This window comes from Sphingomonas degradans (genome assembly GCF_053502645.1).
In genome coordinates, this window is the sequence record NZ_CP177172.1 from 2,366,837 (window position 1) to 2,387,984 (window position 21,148).

Consider the following 21,148-nt stretch of genomic DNA (forward strand, 5'->3'; position numbering starts at 1 on the left):
CCCGCTGTGCCGCGACCATCCTATCGCACGCCCGCCGCGTCAATGCGGTTGCATCCGCCCCATGCGTGGGCCACGGGAATGGCATTGCCGCCGCACGATCCTGCGGTCCTGCACGATGGAGATGGGGCTTGGCCCGGAAATTCCTGTATCTGGTCGCGGTCCTGGTCGTGCTGGTGATCGCGGGCGTCTTTGCCTATCGCCTCTATGGCATAGAGCTGATGCGCCGGTTCATGGTGCCCAGTGCCGAGATCGTGGCGCTGCCGCCCGTGGCGGCCGGCGATTATGCGCGCGCCGACATGTGGATCGCGCGGCCCGACAAGCCGGGCAACCCCGCGCTCTGGGCCCCCGACGGGTACAAGCCGGCCGCAGCGGCCAAGGCGGCGGTGTTCTTCATCCACCCGACCTCGTTCCTGGACACGGGCATGTGGAACGCGCCGCTCGACAATGCCGATGCCAATGATCGCGCCGCGCTGTTCCTGCGCGGACAGGCGAGCGCGTTCAACGAAGTCGGCGCGATCTCGGCGCCGCGCTATCGCCAGGCGACGTTCGGCGCCTTCCTGACCAGCAAGAAGCAGGCGCAGCAGGCGCTCGACTTCGCCTATCGCGACGTGCTGGCGGCGTTCGATGCGTTCATCAAGGAGGCGGGCGACCGGCCCATTATCCTTGCCGGGCACAGCCAGGGGGCGCTGCATCTGTCGCGGCTGATGGTGGACCGCATTGCCGGCACGCCGCTCGCGAAGCGCGTGGTCGCCGCCTATATCGTCGGCTGGCCGATCTCGGTGACTGCGGACCTGCCGCGCATGGGGCTGCCCGCGTGCGCGCGCGCTGATCAGGCCGGGTGTATCCTGTCGTGGCAGAGCTTCGGCGAGCCCGCCGACACGTCGCTGATCCTCGACACGTTCGACGCCAGCACCGGCTTCACCGGACAGCCGCGCAAGGGCACGGCGATGGTCTGCACCAATCCGCTGACCGGGGCCGCCGGGGGCAGCGCGCCCGCACAGGCCAATCGCGGCACGCTCGTCCCCAGCCGCGATTTCGCCACCGCGACGATGGTGGTGGGCCAGGTGCCCGCGCGCTGCGAGGGGCGCGGTTTCGTGTCGATCGGCGCGAACCCGCCCGAGTTCGGGCAATATGTGCTGCCGGGCAACAACTACCATGTATTCGACTACAGCCTGTTCTGGGCGAATCTGCGCCAGGACGCGGCGCGACGGCTGGGAGCCTTTGCCAAGTGATTACCAGCGACGCCGCCACCTTCCGCGCCGAACTGCCCAATGGCGGGCGGCTGATCGGGCTGGACGTGGGGACCAAGACGATCGGCACCGCGCTGTGCGATGCGGGCTGGAGCTTCGCCAGCCCCGCGCTGCTGATCCGCCGCACCAAATTCACCAAGGACAAGGCCGCGCTGGCCGAGCTGATGGCGGCGCAGCAGGTAAAGGGGCTGGTCGTCGGCCTCCCCCTCAACCTGGACGGCACCGACAGCCCCCGCACCCAATCCACCCGCGCCTTTGCCCGTAACCTGATCGACATGGGGCTCCCCATATTGATGTGGGACGAGCGCTGGTCGACCGTCGCAGTCGAGCGCGTACTGATCGAACAGGACATGAGCCGCGCCAAGCGCGCCGAGGCGATCGACAAGATGGCCGCCGCGCACATCCTGCAGGCCGCGATCGACGCGCTGGTGAATGCGTGAGGCGACCCCGACGCGACTAATTTTCCATATTGGAAAGTTATCACTTGCCGAATCGGAAAATGATGGGCATCCCTTTCCACACTGGAAAGTGAAAGGGACTGCTCGATGACATTGAACCCGAACGAGGCCGAAGCGGCGCTCAACGCAATTCGCGACGCCCGCCGCAAGATGGGCCGGACGGGGCGGCTCGGCTGGCTCTACCATCTGGGCTTCGGCGCAGTGATGGCGGGCATCATCCTCCAGCTCGGCTTTGGCGGCTGGCGGCGCGTGGCCATTATCGCTGCAACGCTGGCGCTGGGCGTGATGCTGTATCGCTGGCGCCGCAATGCGACCGGGCGGTGGAGCAACGGATACCGCGCCGGGCGCACCCGCTGGGTAGCGGTGGGACTACTCGCGGCGATGGTGGCCATCCTGTTCACCACCGCGCCGGTCGCCGAGCCCGCCAGGCAATTCCTGACCGTATGGCAGGCTGCGCTGCTCGCCTTCGTCGTGGCCGCGCTGGGCGACTGGCTGTGGGACAAGGCCTATCAGGCCGATCTGGAGCGCGCGGCATGAGCGCGGCGGCCCTCGATCCCGTCATCCACGCCCCTGCCCGGCTTCAGGCCTGCGCCATCCTGTCCTCCGCCGACGAAGTCGAGTTCGCGACGCTGCGCGACATGCTGGAGGTCAGCGACTCGGTGCTGTCCAAGCACATCAAGCAGCTGGAAGAGGCGGACTATGTGAAGCTGCGCAAGGCGGCGCTGGGCGGGCGGCAACGCACCTGGGTGGCGCTGACCCGTGCGGGAAAAAAGGCGTTTGCCAGCCATGTGAAGGCATTGCAGGCCCTCGCCGCCGCCGCAGTGCCGCCCGACACGGCGGAATAGGCGGCGCATGGCTTGCGCCGTGGGAGATCGGGGATTAGGCCGCGCCTTTAATGCAACCCTCCGATCACAGTCCCGCGGCGCAGCTTCCCGGCCGCGCCGTCTTCCCGCACCGGCATCTCACCGGCATTGCGGGCCTCCAGCCCCATGAGATCACGTTCCTCCTCGACGAGGCGGAACAATGGGTCGACGCGAACCGCACCCGCGCCAAGAGCGACAAGCGGCTGGAGGGGCTTACGCAGATCAATGCGTTCTTCGAGAACAGCACCCGCACGCTGCTGTCGTTCGAAATCGCCGGCAAGCGGCTGGGCGCCGATGTGGTCAACATGCACGCCGCGCAAAGCTCGGTGAAGAAGGGCGAGACGCTGATCGACACGGCGGTGACGCTCAACGCGATGCGCGCCGATGTGATCGTGATCCGCCACTCGAGCTCGGGCGCAGTCGAGCTGATCGCCGAGAAGGTCGATTGCCCGGTGCTCAACGCCGGCGATGGCTGGCACGAACATCCGACCCAGGCGCTGCTCGACGCACTCACCATCCGCCGCCGCCGGGGCAGCGTGGCGGGACAGCGCGTGGTGATCTGTGGCGACATCCTGCACAGCCGCGTCGCCCGATCGAACATGCTCGCGCTCACGGCGCTGGCCGCCGAGGTCCGCGTCGTCGCCCCAGCCACGCTGATGCCCGCCGCGATCGAGCGGATGTACGTCACCCCCTATGCCGATTTCGATGCCGCGCTGGAGGGCGCCGATGTGGTGATGATGCTGCGCGTCCAGAACGAGCGGATGTCGGGCGGGTACATCCCGTCGACGCGCGAATTCCACCAGCGCTATGGCCTCACCCCCGAACGGCTGGCGCGGGCCAAGCACGATGCGCTGGTGATGCACCCCGGTCCGATGAACCGGGGCGTGGAAATCGATTCGAGCGTGGCGGACCATCCGACGCGCAGCGCGATCACCGAACAGGTCGAAATGGGCGTGGCGGTGCGCATGGCGTGCCTGGACGTACTGACCCGCGCCAGCCGCGGCGTGGAGGGCTGGGCATGAAGACCGCATTCCTCAACGCGCAGATCGTCTGCCCGCAGGGCGGCGTCTCCACCGGCGGGCTGCTGGTGGAGGGCGACCGCATCGCCGCAGTCGGCGCGTTCGCCGTGCCCGCAGACGCCCAGCGCATCGACCTGAACGGCAAGACGATCGCGCCTGCGCTGATCGATCTGGGCGTGTTCGCGGTGGACCGGGCGGCGTGCCGCGCCGGCGGGATCGCCCGCGTCGGGCTGATGCCCGATCAGTCGCCGGTGCTCGACGACCCCGGCATCGTCCGCCGCGCGGCGCTGAGCGGCAAGCCCGCCTTGTGGGTGCACCCGATGGCCGCTGCCACCCGCGCGCTGGAGGGGCTGGACCTTGCCGAGATGGCGATCAACGCCTCTGCCGGCGCGCGCGCGGTCGCGACCGGGCGGCGCTGGATCGCGTCGTCGGGGATGATGCGCAAGGTGCTGGGCTATGCGCGCGAATGCGGGATGACCGTGATCGCCCATGCCGAGGATGGCGGGCTGACCGACGGCGCGGTGGCGACGGCGGGCGAGACGGCGACGCGGCTGGGCCTGCCCTCCGCCCCCGCGGTTGCCGAGGCGCTGGCGATCGCACGCGACCTGATGCTGGCCGAGGAAACCGGCGCGCGAATCCATTTCCGGCAGGTCACGACGGCGGCGGGTTTCGACCTGATCCGCGCGGCCAAGCGCCGGGGCGTGGCCGTCACCTGCGGCATCACGCCGGCGCACCTGCTGCTCTCCGACATCGCGACCAGCGATTTCCGCACCTTTGCCCACCTCTCCCCGCCCTTGCGCGACGAAAGCGATCGGCAGGCGGCGCTGGCGGCGGTGCGCGACGGGACGATCGACGTGATCGCATCGGGCCACGATCCGCGCGGGCCGGAGGCAAAGCGCCTGCCCTTCGCCGATTCGGCGCCGGGCATGTCGGGCGCGGAGACGCTGCTGGCGCTGTCGCTGGGGCTGGTGCGCGACGGGCTGATCCCGATCGAGCGGCTGTTCGCGCTGCTGGCGGCGAACCCGGCCAGGGTGCTGGGCCTCAACGCCGGCACGCTCGCGGTGGGGATGCCCGCCGACCTGGTCGTGCTCGACCCCGGCGCACCGTGGCAGATCCGCGCGGAACAGATGGTCGCGCGCGAGAACAATACGCCGTTCGACGGGCTGCCGGTGCAGGGCAAGGTGCTGGGGCTGTACAAGGGCGGCGCGCCGGTCGAGTGACCGTACAAAAGACCCGCTATACGTGCGAAAGCCGCCCTGCCCATCTGTCATGCTGAACTTGTTTCAGCATCCACCGGGCAACAGGCGAGACTTTCGCCCGTCGATGGTTGGGCCCTGAAACGAGTTCAGGGCGACGGCGTGTTTTGGGGGACGGCCCCGCGCCTCAGCGCGCCGCCACCTGCGCGCCGCCGCGCCGGACCCAGGCGGCCACTGCGTCGCCGGCCTGTGCGCGCACGAAGCAGGCGCCGCCGCCGGCCTTGACCTGGCGGCACATCGCGTCGGCATCGGCGCGCGCGAAGCCGCCGACCGACAGGCGATAGAATTTGCCCGCCCGCGTCGAGACCTGCGCCCCTTGCGGCGTCGTGCTGGCCAGCGCGGGGACGCTGCGGACGTGGCGGCGCCACGCATCCTGCGCCACCCCGGCATTCACATAGGCGCCGAGCTGGACATAATAGCTGCCGCGCGACGCCTTTGGCGCGGCGACCGGCGCGGCCTTCGCGACCTTTTCCGCCTGCGGGCGCGCCACGGCGGCGCGGGCGAGTGCGGCGCGCGGGGCGGGACGGATGCCGGGGAGCGGCTGAACGATTTCCTGCCGCGCGCCGAACACCACCTGTGCGCCGGTGCCGGCCACCTGTTGCGGCTCGGGCTGGACTTCGGCCACCAACGGCGCGGCATCGGCCACGCGCGGCGCGGCGTCCGCAGTGCCGGGCATATAGGCATCGACCGGCGCGGCGGCGGGAGCGGGTGCCGGTACCGGCGTGGCCGCAGCGACCGCCACATTCGGCTGGAGCGCCAGCGCCAGCGCGACGGGCTGGCCGGCATCCTGCACCGGCTGGACATTCAGCAGCGACGCCACCTGATCATAAGCATTGGTCGGGCGCGCGAACGCGACCCATTCGAGCAGCCGCGCCTGGAGCTTGTCGGGCGCCACGTCCATCGCCGCGATTTCGCTCGCTTCCTTCCAGCGGCCCGCCAGCGCGAGGCTGAGCGCGAGGTTCTGGCGCGTCTTGGCCGTGGCGGAGGCATCGCGTGCCGCCGGGGTCAGGATTTCCACCGCCGTCACCGGATCGCCGGCCAGCGCATAGGCAAGCCCGCGATCGCTGGCGGGGATATGATCGGCGTGCGTCTCCAGCGTCTGGCGCGCGCCGGCCCAGTCGCCCTGCGCGATCTTTGCGAGCACGAGGTTGAGCGCGACGCGCCCATCCTCGGGGTCGAGCGTCAGCGCCTCACCCAGCGCCTGATTGGCGGACGCGAACCGGCCCGCGAGCAGATAGGCCTGCCCCAGCAGCGCGCGATAGCCGGCATTGGTGGGATCGTTCGCCACCGCCGCTTCGGCATGTTCCACCGCCGCCGCGCCCTTGCGCTTGGCCAGCGCCTTGCGCGCCTGGTCGGCCTCGGTCGCGGCCTTTTTGGCGCTGAGACCAGAGGCCGCCACGGCGGACAGCGTCAGGCCCTGAGTCACCACGCCGGCGGCGACGACCGTCAGTGCCATCGCAGACAGGCCGAACTTGAGCATCTTGCGGGTCTTCATCATCGTTCCTTCAACCCCGTTCGCCGCCATCGGCCACGCGGCGCGCGAGCGCCTCGACCTCGGGCAGCGTTTCGAGAAAGGCGTCGAGCGCCTCGGTTACCAGCAATTGTGCGGATCGGTGGGTGAGCGCCGAGGCGAGCCGCAGCCGCAAATGGCGATCGGGGTCCAGCCGCAGCGTGAACGCCGCACGCGCCTTTTTGGGAGAAACCGCACGCACGGGGAGCGCGATCTTCACCACCGGCGCTGCCGCAACGACGGGCGCCGGTTCGACTGCCGGTGCTGCCTCAACGACAGGCTCCGGCGCCGCGACCGGCTCGGCGATCCGCGCTCCCAGAGCGTCGCGCTGGCGCAGCACCACCGGGCGAGTCTGCTGTACGACGGGCGTGTCCTCGCCCATGTCGTTCCAGCCCAGATCGTCGGGCGCCGCGCCCGTGCCGAGGCCGACGAAACCCTGCGGACGCATGGCGGGGCGCGCATGCCCCTTGCGCGCGAGCAGGCCCGACGAGAGCGAAGCCAGGGGCTTGGAACTGTTGCCGATCATGCCCGCCCCCTCAGCTCACGACCCGGCGGCCAAAGCCGCTGGCGGGACGCGCGACGCCGAACTGGCTGACGGCTGTGGGCGGGGTGAACACGGTGCGGCGGAAGTTCTTTTCCAGCCGGTCGCAGACATAGCTCCACAACGCCGCCACTTCGGCGGCGGACTTGCCGCGCGGGTCGACTTCCATGACGGTGCGCCCGTCGATCATCGATGCGGCGAAATCGGTGCGGTGGTGCAGCGTGATCGGCGCGACGGTGCCATGCTGCGACAGCGCGACGGCGGCCTCGGACGTGATCCGCGCCTTGGCCGTGGCGGCGTTGACGACGAAGATCAGCGGCTTGCCCGCGCGCTCGCACAGGTCGACCGTGGCGCCGACGGCGCGCAGATCGTGCGGGCTGGGGCGCGTCGGGATCACGATCAGCTCGGCGACCTGGATCACGCTCTGAATCGCCATCGTGATGGCCGGCGGGGTATCGATCACGGCAAGGCGAAAGCCCTGTTGCCGCAGGATTTCCAGATCGGCGGCGAGGCGTGCCACCGTCGTCTGGGCAAAGGCGGGAAATTCGGTCGAGCGCTCGTTCCACCAATCGGACAGCGAGCCCTGCGGATCGATGTCGATCAGCACCACGGGGCCATGCCCGGCCAGCTGCGCCTGCACCGCCAGGTGCCCGCTCAGTGTGGTCTTGCCGGAACCACCTTTCTGCGATGCCATCGCCAGAACCCGCATCTGCCCCTCGACCCCTTGGAAATTGCAGCGTGCGGCATCGCATGGGTCCGGATAAGAATGCGTTAATGGCACTCGGGGCCGCCCTGCGGACGTGCCGCGCCGGGACGCAGGCGGCGTAAGGAGTTGTTTGCCAATGCCAGGGTAACTGGCATTTTAACCCCGAGCGGGGGCGCAGGAGTTTTTGCATGAAGTCTTCGGGATGGCCCGCTGTCGCCGCCGCCCTGTTTCTCGCGTCGCCGGTGCTGGCGCAGGACGCCGCGCCACGCCCGGACCCGGTGCGCGTCGGCGTCGATGCCTATGAGCGCGGCGACTACAAGACGGCGGTCGAAAGCTGGCGGGCGGCGGCGGCCACGGGCAATGCGGACGCGCAGTTCAATCTCGGCCAGGCCTATCGGCTGGGGCGCGGCGTCCCCGTGGACCTCAAGATCGCCGAGGAATGGTTCCGCAAGGCCGCGCTCCAGGGGCATGAACAGGCAGAGGCCAATTACGGGCTGGCGCTGTTCGAGAACGGCAAGCGCCCGGACTCGGTCCAGTGGCTGCAACGCGCCGTCGCGCGCGGCGACGCGCGGGCCCAGTACATATTGGGCATCATGCTGTTCAACGGCGATTCGGTCGAAAAGGACTGGGTCCGCGCCTATGCGCTGATGGTCCGTTCGTCCTCCACCGGGCTGGAAGTCGCGTCCAAGGTGCGCGGCCAGATGGACCAGTATATGCCGCTGTCCGACCGGCAACAGGGGCTCGCCCTCGCCCGCAAATATGAGGAAGAATTCAACAAGGGCGGCGCGCCGCTGCCTCCCGTCGATGCCATGGCGGGCGCGGGCGGACCGCCTGCCCGCCCGGCGCCGAAGCCGGTTGCTGCGGCCCCGGCCCCGGCACCCGCGCCGGTGCGCGAAGTCGCCGCCCCCGCCCCGCCCCGCGACGGCGGCTGGCGCGTCCAGCTCGGCGCCTTTGCCGAGGCCGGCAATGCGCGCAGGCTGTGGGGGCAGATCGGCGGGCGATTCCCCGGCCGCCAGCCCTATTATGTGAAGGCCGGCGCGCTCACCAAATTGCTGGTCGGCCCCTTTGCCTCGCGCGCCGAAGCAATGCGTGCTTGCGGAAGCGTGAAGCCCTGCGTAGCCGTAACGCGATGACCCTTACGCGCCTCTCGCTCGCCGCGCTCGCCCTGCTCGCCTCGGCTGGCACGGCGCATGCGCAATCCGACTCGGACAAGGGGCCGCGCCGCACGCGCGTGTCGCTGGGGCCGCAGCTCAGCCCCAACTTCCCCGGATCGGACAAGGTGAGCCTGAGCCCGCTGGTGGATGTCGTCACCGCGCGCGCGGGGCAGCAGTTCGAGTTCGAGGCGGCGGACGAGAGCTTCACCATCCCGATCATCGATACGCCGCGCTTCTCGTTCGGCCCGACCGCCAACCTGCAAAGCAGCCGCCGCCGGAGCGAAACCGGGCCCGGCATCAACGAAGTCGGCACCACGCTGGAGCTGGGCGCCTTCGCCAATGTCTGGCTGGCGACTCCGGTGCGCGTGCATGCCGAGCTGCGCAAGGGCGTGAACGGCCATGGCGGGATGATCGCCAATGTCGGGCTGGATTATGTGACGCGCGACCGCGACCGCTGGCTGTTCGCCATCGGCCCGCGCGTGACGCTGACCGATTCCAAATATCAGGACGCCTATTTCGGCGTATCGGCGCGCGAATCCGCCGCCACCGGGCTGCCGGTCTATGATCCGGGCAGCGGGGTACAGGCCGTGGGCGCCAACGCCACGGCCACCTATCAGCTCAACGCACGCTGGGGCCTGTACGGCTTTGCCAAGTACGACCGCATGGTCGGCGACGCCGCCGATTCCCCGATCACCCGGCGCATCGGATCGCCCAACCAGTTTTCGGGCGGTCTCGGCCTCAGCTACACCTTCGGCCGACTGTCGCGCTAAGCGCGTTCTCAGGGTTCTGCGCCGCCCGCCCCACCTCCCCACCCGACCACCAAGGATACCATCAGGCTATGGTGGTGGGGAGGCGGGGCGGGCGGTATGCACGCTCAAATCAACGCGCGTTTCAGGCCACCCAGTCGGCCCGCGCGATCCCCTGCGCATAGAGCAGCGCGGTCAGGTCGGCATGGTCGATCCGCACGCCTGCCGCCGCCGCGACGATCGGCTTGGCACGATAGGCGACGCCCAGTCCCGCCTTGCGGATCATCGCCAGATCGTTGGCGCCGTCGCCCACCGCCAGGGTCTGGGCCAGTTCCAGCCCGCGCTCGGCAGCGGCGCCGAGCAGCGTCGTTTCCTTGGTCGCGCTGTCCACGATCGGCTTTTCCACCGTGCCGTCCAGCGCGCCGTCGGCGATGACCAGCCGGTTCGCGATCACCCGCTCGAACCCCAGCGCCGCGCCCACCGGCTCGGCAAAGCGCGTGAACCCGCCGGAGACCAGCACGGTCATCGCGCCGCGCGCGCGCATCGTCTTGACCAGCGTCTCGGCGCCCGGCGACAGCCGCACCCGCTCGGCCAGGCAGCGGTCGATCGCCGATTCCTCCAGCCCCTTGAGCAGCGCCACGCGGGCGTCGAGAGCGGCGGCGAAGTCCAGCTCGCCCTTCATAGCGCGCTCGGTCACTTCGGCGATCTGCGCCTTGATGCCCGCATAATCGGCCAGTTCGTCGATGCATTCGACGGTAATCATCGTCGAATCCATGTCCGCCACCAGCAGCGCCTTTTCGCGCCCCTCCGCCGGCTGGACGATCACATCGGTAAAGGGCAACGCCCCTTCCAGCGCAGCGCGCGCGGCGTGCGGGTGCGCCATAAACAGCAGGTCTGCTGCCCGCCCCTCATCGATCCAGTGCCGCGCGCCCGGCGCGCAATCGACGCCCGCCAGCCGGTCCTGCGCATCGGAAAGCTGCCCTGCGGTAAGACCGTCTGCTACAAGCGTTGCGATGAACATGGTTTCTCCTGAACGGCCGACGGTGGCGCTCATTGCAGGCCCGACCGCAAGCGGCAAGTCCGCACTCGCGCTCGCGCTCGCCGAGAAGCACGACGGCACGATCATCAATGCCGATTCGATGCAGGTCTATGCCGATCTGCGCATCCTGACCGCGCGGCCCAGCGTGGAAGAGGAAGCGCGCGCCCCCCACCGCCTGTTCGGCCATGTCGATGGCGCCGACGCCTATTCCGCCGCCCGCTGGGCCGCCGAGGCGCGCGCCGCGATTGCCGAGGCGCACGAACAGCGCCGGCTGCCGATCCTGGTCGGCGGCACCGGCATGTACCTGCGCACGCTGCTCGACGGGATCGCGCCGGTGCCCGAAATCGATGCCGAAGTGCGCCGGGCCGTGCGCGCGATGCCGGTGGCGGAGGCGCATGCCGCGCTCGCCGCGCTGGACCCGGAGGCCGCCGCGCGGCTTGCCCCCGCCGACACCACGCGCGTCGCCCGCGCGCTGGAAGTCGTCCGCGCGACCGGTCAGACGCTGGCGCACTGGCAGGGCGCGCGGGTCGGCGGGATCGGCGATACGATCCGCCTCGCCCCGCTGATCCTGCTGCCCGATCGCGACTGGCTGGGCGCGCGGATCGACCGGCGTTTTGCCGACATGGTGGACCAGGCACGCGGCGAAGTGGCCGCATTGCGCGCGCGAACGGACATCCCCGCCGATGCCCCGGTGCTGCGCGCGATCGGCGTGCCCGAGCTGTCCGCCCTGCTCGCCGGAGAAATCGATGCCGTTCAGGCACTTGCAGCGGGATCCCTGTCGACGCGGCAATATGCGAAGCGGCAATATACCTGGTTCCGGCGCCAGCCCCCCGCCGATTGGGAGCGCACGCACGAGATAGAAAAAGATTCATTGGCTGCTATATTTGAAACTAAATTACGAACTTAGCGCTTGACACGCAGTTTTCGTGCGGGTAGCAGCGCGCCTCCGGCGGTGCTATGGCGCATCGCAACAAGGGAGTGCGTATCGTGGTCGAGAAAAGCGGAGCAGACATTCTGATCGAGGCGCTGAGCGATCTCGGTGTGGAAGTCATCTTCGGCTATCCGGGCGGTGCCGTGCTTCCGATCTATGATGCGATCTTCAAGCAGGACCGCATCAAGCACATCCTCGTCCGTCACGAACAGGCCGCGACTCACGCCGCAGAGGGCTATGCCCGCTCGACCGGCAAGCCGGGCGTCGTCCTCGTCACTTCGGGCCCCGGCGCGACCAACGCGGTCACCGGCATCACCGACGCGCTGATGGACTCCATCCCGATGGTGGTCATCACCGGCCAGGTGCCGACCGCGCTGATCGGCACCGACGCGTTCCAGGAAGCCGATACCGTCGGCATCACGCGCCACTGCACCAAGCACAATTATCTGGTGAAGGACCCCGCGCGGCTGGGCGCGACGGTGCATGAGGCGTTCCACATCGCCACCTCGGGCCGCCCCGGCCCGGTCGTGATCGACATCCCCAAGGACGTCCAGGTCGCGACCGCGCCCTATCAGGACCCCGGCCCGATCCAGCACAAGACCTATCGCCCGCAGATCGAGCCCGATGCGGCGAAGATCCAGGAAGCGGTCGACATGCTGGCGGCGGCGGAGCGTCCGGTGTTCTACACCGGCGGCGGGATCATCAATTCGGGCCCTGAGGCCGCGCGCCTGCTGCGCGAGCTGGCGGCGATCACCGGCGCGCCGGTCACGTCGACGCTGATGGGCCTGGGCGCCTTCCCCGCTTCGTCCGACCAGTGGCTGGGGATGCTGGGGATGCACGGCACCTACGAAGCCAATTGGGCGATGAACAAGGCCGACCTCATCATCGCGCTGGGCGCCCGGTTCGACGATCGCGTGACCGGCCGGCTCGATGCCTTCGCGCCCAACAGCCGCAAGGTTCATATCGACATCGACCGGTCGAGCATGAACAAGAATGTCCGCGTCGAGCTGCCGATCGTCGCCGATGTCGGCGTCGCGCTGCAAAAGATGATCGAGACGTGGCACGCCCGCCAGCATCCGAAGCCCGACCTCACCGAATGGTGGAGCCGCATCCATGGCTGGCGCCAGGCGCGCTGCCTGGATTTCGAGGATCGCCGCGACGTCATCATGCCGCAACAGGCGATCCGCTCGCTGTGGGAGGCAACGCACGCCCGCGCGCCGATCATCACCACCGAAGTCGGCCAGCACCAGATGTGGGCCGCGCAGCATTTCGGGTTCGACGATCCGAACAAGTGGCTGACCAGCGGTGGCCTTGGCACGATGGGCTATGGCCTGCCTGCCGCGATCGGCGCCCAGATGGGCAATCCGGACGCGCTGGTCATCGACATCGCCGGCGAGGCGAGCATCCAGATGAACATCCAGGAACTGGCGACCGCGACCCAATATCGCCTGCCGGTCAAGATCTTCATCCTGAACAACGAATATATGGGCATGGTCCGCCAGTGGCAGGAACTGACCTATCAGAGCCGCTATTCGGAAAGCTATTCCGACGCGCTGCCCGATTTCGTCAAGCTGGGCGAAGCCTATGGCTGGAAGGGAATCCGCATCGAGGATCGCGGCGATCTGGAAAGCGGCATCCAGGCGATGCTGGACCATGACGGCCCGGTGATCGTCGATTGCCGCGTGGCGAAACTCACCAACTGCTTCCCGATGATCCCGTCGGGCGCGGCCCATACCGACATGCTCCTCCAGTCGGCCGAAGTGTCGGGCGAGATGGACGACGAAGCCAAGGCGCTGGTGTGATGACATTGCACTTCAATCCTCCCCGTACCGGGGAGGGGGACCATGCGCAGCATGGTGGAGGGGGATCGCCGCGAGCGATTCGCCTGCCGCACTCCCCCTCCACCGCGCCGCTGCGCGCCGCGGTCCCCCTCCCCGTTCCGGGGAGGATCTGAGAGAAGCTATGCACATCAAGGAAGAAGCAATCGAGCGGCACACGCTTGCCGTCATCGTCGATAACGAGCCGGGCATCCTGGCGCGGATCGCGGGCCTGTTCACGGCGCGCGGGTACAATATCGAAAGCCTGACGGTGTCGGAGATCACCGACGACAACCAGATCAGCCGCATCACGATCGTCACCTCGGCCTCGGCCCCGGTGATGGAACAGATCATCGCACAGCTCGAACGGCTGGTGCCGGTGCACAAGGTGGTGGACCTCACCACCAAGGGTGCGCATGTCGAGCGCGAGCTCGCGCTGGTCAAGGTCGCCGGCACCGGCGATCACCGGATCGAGGCGCTGCGGCTGGCGGAGGTCTACCGCGCCCGCGTGGTCGATGCCACGATCGCCAGCTTCGTGTTCGAAGTGACGGGCACGACCGAAAAGATCGACAAGTTCGTCGAACTGATGCGCGAAGTCGGGCTGATCGAAGTCGCCCGCACCGGCATCGTCGCAATTTCGCGGGGCGCGGAAGCGGCCTAAGTTTCAACAGGGTATCACCACCAACCGACCGTCACCCTGAACTTGTTTCAGGGTCCATCTCTCCACCGGCGATGCCGCCGCCTGTTGCACGTTGGATGCTGAAACAAGTTCAGCATGACGCTCTAGATAAAGGGAAATCTTAGAATGCGTGTGTATTACGATCGCGACGCCGATCTGAACCTGATCACCGACAAGAAGATCGCGATCCTCGGCTATGGCTCGCAGGGCCATGCCCATGCGCAGAACCTGCGCGACAGCGGCGTCAAGGACGTGGCGATCGCGCTGCGCGAGGGTTCCGCCACTGCCAAGAAGGCGATCGACGCTGGCTTCGCAGTCAAGTCGAACAAGGAAGCGGCGCAGTGGGCCGACATCCTGATGATCCTGGCGCCCGACGAGCATCAGGCCGCGATCTGGGAAAACGACCTGAAGGGCAACATGAAGCCTGGCGCGGCACTCGCCTTCGCGCACGGCCTCAACGTCCATTTCGGCCTGATCGAGCCGCCGGCGGACATCGACGTCATCATGATCGCGCCCAAGGGCCCCGGCCACACCGTGCGCAGCGAATATGTGCGCGGCGGCGGCGTGCCCTGCCTGATCGCGATCCACCAGGACGCGACCGGCAACGCGCATGACGTGGCGCTCGCCTATGCCAGCGGCGTCGGCGGCGGCCGTTCGGGCGTGATCGAGACCAATTTCAAGGAAGAGTGCGAAACCGACCTGTTCGGTGAGCAGGCCGTGCTGTGCGGCGGCATCACCCATCTGATCCAGGCGGGCTTCGAGACGCTGGTCGAGGCGGGCTATGCCCCCGAAATGGCCTATTTCGAGTGCCTGCACGAGACCAAGCTGATCGTCGACCTGCTGTATGAAGGCGGCATCGCCAACATGCGCTATTCGATCTCGAACACCGCCGAATATGGCGACATCGTCACCGGCCCGCGCATCATCACCGACGCGACCAAGGCCGAGATGAAGCGCGTGCTCGCCGACATCCAGTCGGGCCGCTTCGTCAAGAACTTCGTCCTCGACAACCGCGCCGGCCAGCCTGAGCTGAAGGCCGCGCGCAAGGCCGCCGCCGCGCACCCGATCGAACAGGTCGGCAGCGAACTGCGCGCGATGATGCCGTGGATCGGCGCGAACAAGCTGGTGGACAAGGCCAAGAACTGATCTTCCAGCGAAACACTGTGTTGCCGGCTTCGGGGTAGCGCCCCGAGGCCGGCAGGCGCACAAGAGAGGAAACAACCCGCAAGGAGCCTCATCATGCGCGCATTACTTTCCCTCGCTCTTCTGGTCGCCACCCCGGCCTTCGCCCAGACCGCACCGCAGCTGCCCGGCCAGGCCGACACGGCCCGCGTCCCCGCCGGCACCTATGCCGTCGACACCGGCCACACCCAGGTCGCGTTCACCGTCAATCACTTCGGCTTCAGCGCCTTTACCGGCCAGGCCGGCGGCGCCACCGGTTCGCTGACGATCGACCCGAAGAACCCCAACGGGGCCAAGCTGGACATCACGATCCCGACCAGCGGCATCGTGACCACGGTAAAGGCGCTCGACACGCATCTCGCCACACCGGACTTCTTCGACGCCGCGACCTACCCCACGATCCGCTTCGTCTCGACCAGCGTCGTCGCGACCGGCAAGACCGCGAAGATCACCGGCAACCTGACGCTGCACGGCGTGACCAAGCCCGTCGTGCTCGACGCGAAGTTCGTCGGCGCCGGCGACAATCCGATGAGCAAGAAGCTCAACTTCGGCTTCTCGGCCACCGCGACGATCCAGCGTTCGGCGTTCGGCATGGACAAATATGTCCCCTTCGTCTCGGATGACGTGAAGCTCGAGATCAACGCGGCCTTCTCCGCACAGTAATACCTTCGTCCCGCTTGCGTCGTCGCGCGCCGCATCCAATGGTGCGCGGCGACCAGGGGGGACCGACTATGGACGATCAGACCGAAGGGCGCGCCGGCGTACAGCGCGCCGAGGCATTCTCGGATGGCGTCATCGCCATCATCATCACGATCATGGTGCTGGAACTCCATGCACCGGAGGAGCCGGGGCTGATCCACCTGCTCCCGCTATGGCCGGTCTTCACGGCCTATGTGCTCAGCTTCGCCTATGTCGCGGTCTATTGGGTCAACCACCACCGCCTGTTCCATCACGCGGTGCGGATCACCAATTCGCTGGTCTGGGCGAACATCGCGCTGCTCTTTGCGCTGTCGCTGGTCCCCTTCGCCACGGCCTATCTGGGCGAACAGCAATTCAGCCGCGAGGGCACGCTGCTCTACATGAGCATCATGCTGCTGCCGTCCTTTGCCTATAGCTGGTTGCAGCATGTGATCCGCGCGACGGGGCATCAGGACCGCAACGCGATCGAATATCATCGCCGCACGATCCGCAAGGGGGCAGCGGCGACGATCGTCTACGCGGCGGGCATTCCCCTTACGCTCGTATCGCCCTGGCTGGGGCTGGGCTGTGCCGCGATCGTGGCGGTGTTCTGGTTCCTCCCGCGCAGCCGGCTGGACGATCTGTTCGCCGGCAAGGCGTGAAGGCCGCCCGGCCCCGCGGCGCGCGGGACCGGGCCGGCGCCATCAGAAGCCGAAGCGCGCGCGCACGCCGTAGAAGCGCGGCGTCCCCGGATAGCCCGCATAATTGCCGGTCTGCTCGGGCACGGCAAAGCCGGTGATGTTGTAATATTGGTTGGTCAGGTTCTCGACGAAGAACTCGCCCTTGATGCTGCCATCGGTGTTCTGGAGCCCGATGCGCGCGCTGATCAGCGGATAGCCTTCGTTGCGAACGATGCCGCGCCCGGGGACGCTGCTCAGCCCGACGATCTCGACCGCGCTGTTGTAGCGTGAATCGACGTGCACGAGCCCCTTCAGGCCATCGGTGATCCGGGGTTCCCACGTCACGGTGGTGGTGATGACGTGCTTCGGCTGGTTCTGGATCTGCTGGCCTTCGAGGCCCGCGAGCGGCGTGCCGGTGAAGTTGTTCGACGCATCATATTTCGCGTCGAGATAGGTGTAGCCCAGCCGCACCGTGAAATCGGCCGCGGGGCGGATCGTCGCCTCCGCCTCTATCCCGCGCGAGGTCGAACTGTCGATGTTCTGCACGACGAAGTTGTTGCCGCTGAACACCAGGTTCTGGAGGTCGTGATACTTGCCGTAGAAGCCGGCGAGGTTGAAGGTGAAGGCGCGGCTGGGGCTGTATTTGATGCCCGCCTCGTACGAATCCACCGATTCCGAACCAAAGGCCAGGTCCGCCGCCTGCGGACCATTGCCGCCCAGCAGCACCGAGTCGAAAGTCGCCTGATCCAGATTGTACCCGCCGGACTTATAGCCCCGGTCGAAGCTGCCATAGACGAGCAGCTTTTCGGTCGCCTTGAACGCCAGCTTGACCGTGCCGGTCACCTTGTCCTCGCTGCGGTCGTGCGCGTAATTGCCGTTGAACTCGGTGCTGACCGCCGGATTACAGCTCAGCAGGTACAGGTTGTTGAACAGCCCGGGGATGTTGCGCAGGATGTTGGCATAGGCCACCGCCGCCGGATTGCCGGCGCGCACCTGGTTGAAGAAGGTGCAGCTGCCGGTGTTGTTATAGATCGACGCGTTCATCTTCTTGGATTCGTGATTGTACCGCGCGCCGATCGTCAGCGAGAGCTTGTCGGTCACATTCACGATATTGTGCGTGAAGATCGCAAAGGCGTCGGTCTTCACCTTGAAGAAATCGGGGTTGTTGCCCTGCCCCGCGCTTGCGCCCGGCAGGGGGGCGAGCGCGAGCGCGGCGAGCCCCGGCACCACCGAAATACCCGGAATCGGCGCGGTGCCCGCCTGGGCGCGGAACAGCGTCACCAGCGGCGCCAGCGCGCCATAGGCGGCCGGCGGCGCGGCGGGATTGATCAGCACCTGGCCCAGCGTCGGCACCGTCGGCCCCAGCGAGCCATAGAACTGCACCGGCGTGCCAAAGGCTGCGCCCAGCTGCCCGGCGAAGATCGTGTCGACATAGCGATTGCCGTCATTGCCGAACTGCACCGTATCGCGCAGCGACAGCTGCTCGTTCAGGTAGAAGCCGCCGATCAGCCAGTCGAGCTTGCCGCCGAACGCCGATCCCTGGAAGCGCAGTTCCTGCGTGATGTCGCGCAGGCGTGTCGCGTAATCCTTGCGATAGGCGCGGTCGACGCCGGAGAAGTCGACATCCTGGTCGCGCGTCGCGCGCCAGTTTCGCACCGCCGTGATCGACGTCATCGTGACGTCGCCCATGTCCCAGTTGATCTCGCTCGACACGCCGTAATCGGTGACCTTTTCGGCATAGTCGCGATTGGGCGAAATCGCCTGGATGCGATCGGACGGCGTGCCGGTGTACAGCCCCACGCGCCCCTGTGCCCCGGCCACGGCCTGGATCACCGGCGCCAGCGAACCCCGCGCCACACTGACGGCGCCGCAGCACACTTCGTCGGTGTGCGAATAGTCGCCGATCATCCGGAAGGTGACGTCGCCGGTGTCGATCAGCACCTGGCCCCGGACATTGTAGCGATTGATGTCGTTGATCCGGCGATCGCTGTTGGCGTCCTTGATATAGCCGTCGCGCTTGCGATAGCCGCCATCCAGCCGCACGGCGACCTGCTCGCTGACCGGGCCGGTGATCGCGCCGGTAAGTTCATAGGCGTTGTAGTTGCCGTAGCTGCCCTCGACATAGCCGCCCAGCTTGTCGAAGCTGGGGAGCGCAGTGAAGATCGAAAGCGCGCCGGCCGAGGTGTTGCGCCCGAACAGCGTGCCCTGCGGTCCGCGCAGGATCTCGACGCGCTCCAGTTCGGGGAGTTCGGACAGCGCCACGCCCGCGCGGGGGCGGAACACGCCGTCGATGAACACGCCCACTGCGGGCTCGAAGCCGGGATTGTCGCCCGCCGTGCCGATGCCGCGGATGAACAGCGACGATCCGGTCGCCGCCGACTGGCCGGTCGTGGTCTGGAGGCTGGGCGCGATCTGCTCCAGCCCGCGAATGTCCTGGATGCCGGCATTCTGGAGCTGTTCGGAGCCGATCGCGGTGATGGCGATCGGCACGTCCTGCACGGTTTCGTTGCGGCGGGTAGCCGTGACGACGATGTCGTTGGCGCTGTCATAGTCCTGCGCCGTGCTGCCCGGGTCGGGAGGCGAACTCTGGGCCCAGGCCGGGACCCCCATAAAAAAGGTAAGCGCCGTCGCAGCCAGCAAGTCTAGCTTTTTCATGGGATCAGTCCCCTCTCCCTACAACCGCTCGGCCCTGTACCGGGCGGCGTTGCTTTTATTGTTGGGACAACTAACGCTCCATTTTTGAAGCCGTCAACGGGTAAGGAAGCCGCGATTCCCGCGCTTTTTGGCGACTGGCACGCAACGGCAACAGTCGGTATCCGCACCAGTGCCGCATGCCGTAGCGTAAATCGGATTTGAGTAGAGAAAGGCCTGACAGTGGCAGAATTTCACGCCGACCCCGAAGATGGCGACATCGTCGAGGCGCCCGCCAAAATCCCGGTGCCGGAGGACGTGGCGGACGCGATCCGCACGCTGATCCGCTGGGCCGGCGACGATCCCACCCGCGAAGGGCTGCTCGACACGCCGCAGCGCGTGGCGCGCGCGTGGAAGGAATATTGCCAGGGCTATGGCGAGAACCCGGCCGATCACCTGCGCCGCGTGTTCGAGGAAGTCGGCGGCTATGACGATATCGTCCTGCTCAAGGACATTCCGTTCCAGTCGCATTGCGAACACCATATGGCGCCGATCATCGGCAAGGCATCGATCGCCTATCTGCCGCGCAACCATGTCGTCGGCATTTCCAAGCTGGCGCGCGTGCTCCACGCCTATGCCCGGCGGCTGCAGGTGCAGGAACGGCTGACGGCGCAGGTCGCGGATTGCATCTGGGAACAGCTCAACCCGATCGGGGTGGCCGTGGTGATCGAGGCGGCGCATGGCTGCATGACTGCGCGCGGCGTGCGCACCCCCGGCGTGGGCATGGTCACCAGCCGGATGATGGGCGTGTTCCGCGACGATGAGCGCAGCCGCAAGGAAGTGCTCGCGCTGATGGGCTATTGATGCCCGGGCGGGTCCTCGTCACCGGCGCGGCGAAGCGGATCGGCGCGGCGATCGCCCGCCATCTGGCCGCGCGCGGCTACAGCGTGGCGCTGCATCACCACCACGCGCCCGAGGAAGCCGAGGCGCTGGCCGCCGAACTGCGCGGCACCGCCACGGGCGACGCGCGGTTCTGCGTGCTGTCGGGCGAGCTGGCCGACCCGGCAACGCCCGCCGCCCTGCTGGCACAGGCGCGCGCGGGACTGGGCGGGCCGATCGACCATGTCGTGAACAATGCGTCGATGTTCGCGTTCGATCGCGTGCCGCTGGCCGACTATGCGCTGCTCGACCGGCACATGCATGTGAACCTGGCCGCGCCGGTGCAACTGGCGATGGCGCTCGCCGGGCAGGACGATCTGGCCGAAGGCAGCGTGGTCAACCTGCTCGACCAGAAGGTGGGCAACCTGAACCCCGACTTTTTCACCTATACCTGCTCGAAGCTGGCGCTGGCGGGCGCGACCGAGATGCTGGCCCAGGCGCTGGCGCCGCGCATTCGCGTCAACGCCGTGTCGCCCGGCCTCACGCTCCCCAGCCTCGACCAGAGCGCGGACGAATTCGCGCAGACGTCGGACGAGAACCTGCTCCGCCGCCGCGTCGAGGTGGGCGACATCGCCCGCACCGTCGCGTATCTGCTGGAGGCGCGCAGCATCACCGGGCAGAATGTGTACGTCGATTGCGGCCAGCATTTCGTGAAGCGCGACGGCGACGTGATGTTTTCCACCCGGGAGCGGCCCGATGCCTGACTATACGATCCTGCTCCAGGGGCTGGAGGTCCGCATCGGCCTGGGCATCCACCCGCACGAGCGCGCCGCGCCGCAGCGGGTGACGCTGGATGTCGCAATGACCTGCCGCTACCCGCACGCGCCCGAGGATCGGATCGACGCGGTGGTCGACTACGACTTCCTGCGCATCCGCATCCAGGCTCTGGCAGCGGCGGGGCATATCGAATTGCAGGAAACGCTGTGCGAACAGGTCGCGGCACTCGCGCTGGCCGATCCCCGCGTCGCGGAAGTGCGCGTGAAGTCGATGAAGCTGGACGTCTATCCCGACGCGCGGATCGGGTGCGAGATCGTGCGCAATCGTTTGCCGATTCGATAGCGCAAGCACG

At 67.8% G+C, this 21,148-nt stretch carries 22 protein-coding genes; 17 read left to right on the forward strand and 5 right to left on the reverse strand.

Features of this window, described 5'->3' with window-relative positions; genetic code table 11:
- The first annotated feature begins 128 nt into the window (after window positions 1–128).
- The 6 genes from ACG3SL_RS10690 (at window position 129) to ACG3SL_RS10715 (ending at window position 4,810) form a co-directional block, all read left to right on the forward strand.
- A complete protein-coding gene (locus ACG3SL_RS10690) occupies window positions 129–1,232 on the forward strand; it encodes a DUF3089 domain-containing protein (RefSeq protein ID WP_448661089.1) in 1,104 nt (367 codons plus the stop codon).
- Window positions 1,229–1,690 (forward strand): Holliday junction resolvase RuvX, encoded by a 462-nt coding sequence (ruvX, locus tag ACG3SL_RS10695; protein ID WP_448661090.1) that lies wholly within the window; start codon window positions 1,229–1,231, stop codon window positions 1,688–1,690. The genes ACG3SL_RS10690 and ruvX overlap by 4 nt, the downstream gene beginning before the upstream one ends.
- A gap of 105 nt (window positions 1,691–1,795) precedes the next feature.
- Window positions 1,796–2,245 carry a hypothetical protein gene (locus tag ACG3SL_RS10700; protein WP_448661091.1) on the forward strand — a complete coding sequence of 150 codons (450 nt, stop codon included), beginning with the start codon at window positions 1,796–1,798 and terminating at the stop codon, window positions 2,243–2,245.
- On the forward strand, window positions 2,242–2,553 hold the full coding sequence (locus tag ACG3SL_RS10705) for a transcriptional regulator (RefSeq protein ID WP_448661092.1): 312 nt from the start codon (window positions 2,242–2,244) through the stop codon (window positions 2,551–2,553). Before ACG3SL_RS10700 ends, ACG3SL_RS10705 begins: the two co-directional genes overlap by 4 nt.
- Window positions 2,554–2,603: 50 nt before the next feature.
- Window positions 2,604–3,593, forward strand: a complete 990-nt coding sequence (locus tag ACG3SL_RS10710) for an aspartate carbamoyltransferase catalytic subunit (RefSeq protein WP_448661093.1) — start codon at window positions 2,604–2,606, stop codon at window positions 3,591–3,593.
- Window positions 3,590–4,810, forward strand: coding sequence for a dihydroorotase (locus tag ACG3SL_RS10715; RefSeq protein WP_448661094.1), 1,221 nt, complete (start codon window positions 3,590–3,592; stop codon window positions 4,808–4,810). The genes ACG3SL_RS10710 and ACG3SL_RS10715 overlap by 4 nt, the downstream gene beginning before the upstream one ends.
- A 163-nt stretch (window positions 4,811–4,973) precedes the next feature.
- Here the strand turns inward: ACG3SL_RS10715 and ACG3SL_RS10720 are convergent, their stop codons facing one another.
- From ACG3SL_RS10720 to ACG3SL_RS10730, 3 genes are read right to left on the reverse strand one after another with little or no spacing between them, the layout of a single operon-like run.
- Window positions 4,974–6,341 (reverse strand): SPOR domain-containing protein, encoded by a 1,368-nt coding sequence (locus ACG3SL_RS10720; RefSeq protein WP_448661095.1) that lies wholly within the window; start codon window positions 6,339–6,341, stop codon window positions 4,974–4,976.
- A gap of 10 nt (window positions 6,342–6,351) precedes the next feature.
- Window positions 6,352–6,882 carry a hypothetical protein gene (locus ACG3SL_RS10725; protein ID WP_448661096.1) on the reverse strand — a complete coding sequence of 177 codons (531 nt, stop codon included), beginning with the start codon at window positions 6,880–6,882 and terminating at the stop codon, window positions 6,352–6,354.
- A 10-nt stretch (window positions 6,883–6,892) separates the two neighbouring features.
- On the reverse strand, window positions 6,893–7,606 hold the full coding sequence (locus tag ACG3SL_RS10730; protein ID WP_448661097.1) for an AAA family ATPase: 714 nt from the start codon (window positions 7,604–7,606) through the stop codon (window positions 6,893–6,895).
- 185 nt (window positions 7,607–7,791) lie between these two features.
- On the opposite strand from ACG3SL_RS10730, the gene ACG3SL_RS10735 reads away from it, so the two are divergent.
- Both ACG3SL_RS10735 and ACG3SL_RS10740 read left to right on the forward strand, forming a co-directional pair.
- On the forward strand, window positions 7,792–8,736 hold the full coding sequence (locus ACG3SL_RS10735; protein WP_448661098.1) for an SPOR domain-containing protein: 945 nt from the start codon (window positions 7,792–7,794) through the stop codon (window positions 8,734–8,736).
- Window positions 8,733–9,527, forward strand: a complete 795-nt coding sequence (locus ACG3SL_RS10740; protein WP_448661099.1) for a MipA/OmpV family protein — start codon at window positions 8,733–8,735, stop codon at window positions 9,525–9,527. The genes ACG3SL_RS10735 and ACG3SL_RS10740 overlap by 4 nt, the downstream gene beginning before the upstream one ends.
- A 121-nt stretch (window positions 9,528–9,648) precedes the next feature.
- Here the strand turns inward: ACG3SL_RS10740 and serB are convergent, their stop codons facing one another.
- Window positions 9,649–10,524 (reverse strand): phosphoserine phosphatase SerB, encoded by an 876-nt coding sequence (serB, locus tag ACG3SL_RS10745; protein ID WP_448661100.1) that lies wholly within the window; start codon window positions 10,522–10,524, stop codon window positions 9,649–9,651.
- Between serB and miaA the strand changes: the two genes are divergently transcribed.
- The 6 genes from miaA (at window position 10,523) to ACG3SL_RS10775 (ending at window position 16,491) form a co-directional block, all read left to right on the forward strand.
- Window positions 10,523–11,449 (forward strand): tRNA (adenosine(37)-N6)-dimethylallyltransferase MiaA, encoded by a 927-nt coding sequence (gene miaA, locus ACG3SL_RS10750; RefSeq protein WP_448665115.1) that lies wholly within the window; start codon window positions 10,523–10,525, stop codon window positions 11,447–11,449. The genes serB and miaA overlap by 2 nt on opposite strands.
- Window positions 11,450–11,499: 50 nt before the next feature.
- The gene (locus ACG3SL_RS10755; RefSeq protein WP_448661102.1) at window positions 11,500–13,275 is read left to right on the forward strand and encodes an acetolactate synthase 3 large subunit; all 1,776 of its coding nucleotides are present in this window, start codon (window positions 11,500–11,502) and stop codon (window positions 13,273–13,275) included.
- Window positions 13,276–13,435: 160 nt separating this feature from the next.
- On the forward strand, window positions 13,436–13,951 hold the full coding sequence (gene ilvN, locus ACG3SL_RS10760) for an acetolactate synthase small subunit (protein ID WP_448661103.1): 516 nt from the start codon (window positions 13,436–13,438) through the stop codon (window positions 13,949–13,951).
- 144 nt (window positions 13,952–14,095) lie between these two features.
- Window positions 14,096–15,115: a ketol-acid reductoisomerase gene (gene ilvC / locus ACG3SL_RS10765; protein ID WP_448661105.1), complete on the forward strand. Its 1,020-nt coding sequence runs from the start codon at window positions 14,096–14,098 to the stop codon at window positions 15,113–15,115.
- Window positions 15,116–15,208: 93 nt separating this feature from the next.
- Complete coding sequence (locus tag ACG3SL_RS10770; RefSeq protein WP_448661106.1) at window positions 15,209–15,814, forward strand: YceI family protein; 606 nt, start codon at window positions 15,209–15,211, stop codon at window positions 15,812–15,814.
- A gap of 68 nt (window positions 15,815–15,882) precedes the next feature.
- Window positions 15,883–16,491: a TMEM175 family protein gene (locus ACG3SL_RS10775; RefSeq protein WP_448661107.1), complete on the forward strand. Its 609-nt coding sequence runs from the start codon at window positions 15,883–15,885 to the stop codon at window positions 16,489–16,491.
- A 42-nt stretch (window positions 16,492–16,533) separates the two neighbouring features.
- Here ACG3SL_RS10775 and ACG3SL_RS10780 read toward each other — a convergent pair whose 3' ends face one another.
- Window positions 16,534–19,164: a TonB-dependent receptor gene (locus ACG3SL_RS10780; RefSeq protein WP_448661108.1), complete on the reverse strand. Its 2,631-nt coding sequence runs from the start codon at window positions 19,162–19,164 to the stop codon at window positions 16,534–16,536.
- A 219-nt stretch (window positions 19,165–19,383) separates the two neighbouring features.
- Between ACG3SL_RS10780 and folE the strand changes: the two genes are divergently transcribed.
- The 3 genes from folE to ACG3SL_RS10795 are packed head-to-tail and all read left to right on the forward strand — an operon-like array spanning window position 19,384 to window position 21,138.
- Window positions 19,384–20,004, forward strand: a complete 621-nt coding sequence (gene folE, locus ACG3SL_RS10785; protein ID WP_448661109.1) for a GTP cyclohydrolase I FolE — start codon at window positions 19,384–19,386, stop codon at window positions 20,002–20,004.
- Window positions 20,004–20,783, forward strand: a complete 780-nt coding sequence (locus ACG3SL_RS10790) for an SDR family oxidoreductase (RefSeq protein ID WP_448661110.1) — start codon at window positions 20,004–20,006, stop codon at window positions 20,781–20,783. The genes folE and ACG3SL_RS10790 overlap by 1 nt, the downstream gene beginning before the upstream one ends.
- On the forward strand, window positions 20,776–21,138 hold the full coding sequence (locus ACG3SL_RS10795; RefSeq protein WP_448661111.1) for a dihydroneopterin aldolase: 363 nt from the start codon (window positions 20,776–20,778) through the stop codon (window positions 21,136–21,138). The genes ACG3SL_RS10790 and ACG3SL_RS10795 overlap by 8 nt, the downstream gene beginning before the upstream one ends.
- Window positions 21,139–21,148: the final 10 nt, after the last annotated feature.

Excerpts from the sequence above, each read along its gene's own strand:
- miaA (WP_448665115.1), top strand. The coding sequence starts at position 10,523 with ATGGTTTCTCCTGAACGGCCGACGGTGGCGCTCATTGCAGGCCCGACC.
- ACG3SL_RS10730 (WP_448661097.1), bottom strand. The coding sequence starts at position 7,606 with ATGCGGGTTCTGGCGATGGCATCGCAGAAAGGTGGTTCCGGCAAGACC.
- ACG3SL_RS10725 (WP_448661096.1), bottom strand. The coding sequence starts at position 6,882 with ATGATCGGCAACAGTTCCAAGCCCCTGGCTTCGCTCTCGTCGGGCCTG.
- ACG3SL_RS10740 (WP_448661099.1), top strand. The coding sequence starts at position 8,733 with ATGACCCTTACGCGCCTCTCGCTCGCCGCGCTCGCCCTGCTCGCCTCG.
- ACG3SL_RS10700 (WP_448661091.1), top strand. The coding sequence starts at position 1,796 with ATGACATTGAACCCGAACGAGGCCGAAGCGGCGCTCAACGCAATTCGC.
- ilvN (WP_448661103.1), top strand. The coding sequence starts at position 13,436 with ATGCACATCAAGGAAGAAGCAATCGAGCGGCACACGCTTGCCGTCATC.
- ACG3SL_RS10705 (WP_448661092.1), top strand. The coding sequence starts at position 2,242 with ATGAGCGCGGCGGCCCTCGATCCCGTCATCCACGCCCCTGCCCGGCTT.
- ACG3SL_RS10735 (WP_448661098.1), top strand. The coding sequence starts at position 7,792 with ATGAAGTCTTCGGGATGGCCCGCTGTCGCCGCCGCCCTGTTTCTCGCG.
- ACG3SL_RS10755 (WP_448661102.1), top strand. The coding sequence starts at position 11,500 with ATGGCGCATCGCAACAAGGGAGTGCGTATCGTGGTCGAGAAAAGCGGA.
- ACG3SL_RS10775 (WP_448661107.1), top strand. The coding sequence starts at position 15,883 with ATGGACGATCAGACCGAAGGGCGCGCCGGCGTACAGCGCGCCGAGGCA.
- ACG3SL_RS10770 (WP_448661106.1), top strand. The coding sequence starts at position 15,209 with ATGCGCGCATTACTTTCCCTCGCTCTTCTGGTCGCCACCCCGGCCTTC.
- ACG3SL_RS10795 (WP_448661111.1), top strand. The coding sequence starts at position 20,776 with ATGCCTGACTATACGATCCTGCTCCAGGGGCTGGAGGTCCGCATCGGC.
- ACG3SL_RS10720 (WP_448661095.1), bottom strand. The coding sequence starts at position 6,341 with ATGAAGACCCGCAAGATGCTCAAGTTCGGCCTGTCTGCGATGGCACTG.
- ilvC (WP_448661105.1), top strand. The coding sequence starts at position 14,096 with ATGCGTGTGTATTACGATCGCGACGCCGATCTGAACCTGATCACCGAC.
- ACG3SL_RS10710 (WP_448661093.1), top strand. The coding sequence starts at position 2,604 with ATGCAACCCTCCGATCACAGTCCCGCGGCGCAGCTTCCCGGCCGCGCC.
- ACG3SL_RS10790 (WP_448661110.1), top strand. The coding sequence starts at position 20,004 with ATGCCCGGGCGGGTCCTCGTCACCGGCGCGGCGAAGCGGATCGGCGCG.
- serB (WP_448661100.1), bottom strand. The coding sequence starts at position 10,524 with ATGTTCATCGCAACGCTTGTAGCAGACGGTCTTACCGCAGGGCAGCTT.
- ACG3SL_RS10780 (WP_448661108.1), bottom strand. The coding sequence starts at position 19,164 with ATGAAAAAGCTAGACTTGCTGGCTGCGACGGCGCTTACCTTTTTTATG.
- ACG3SL_RS10715 (WP_448661094.1), top strand. The coding sequence starts at position 3,590 with ATGAAGACCGCATTCCTCAACGCGCAGATCGTCTGCCCGCAGGGCGGC.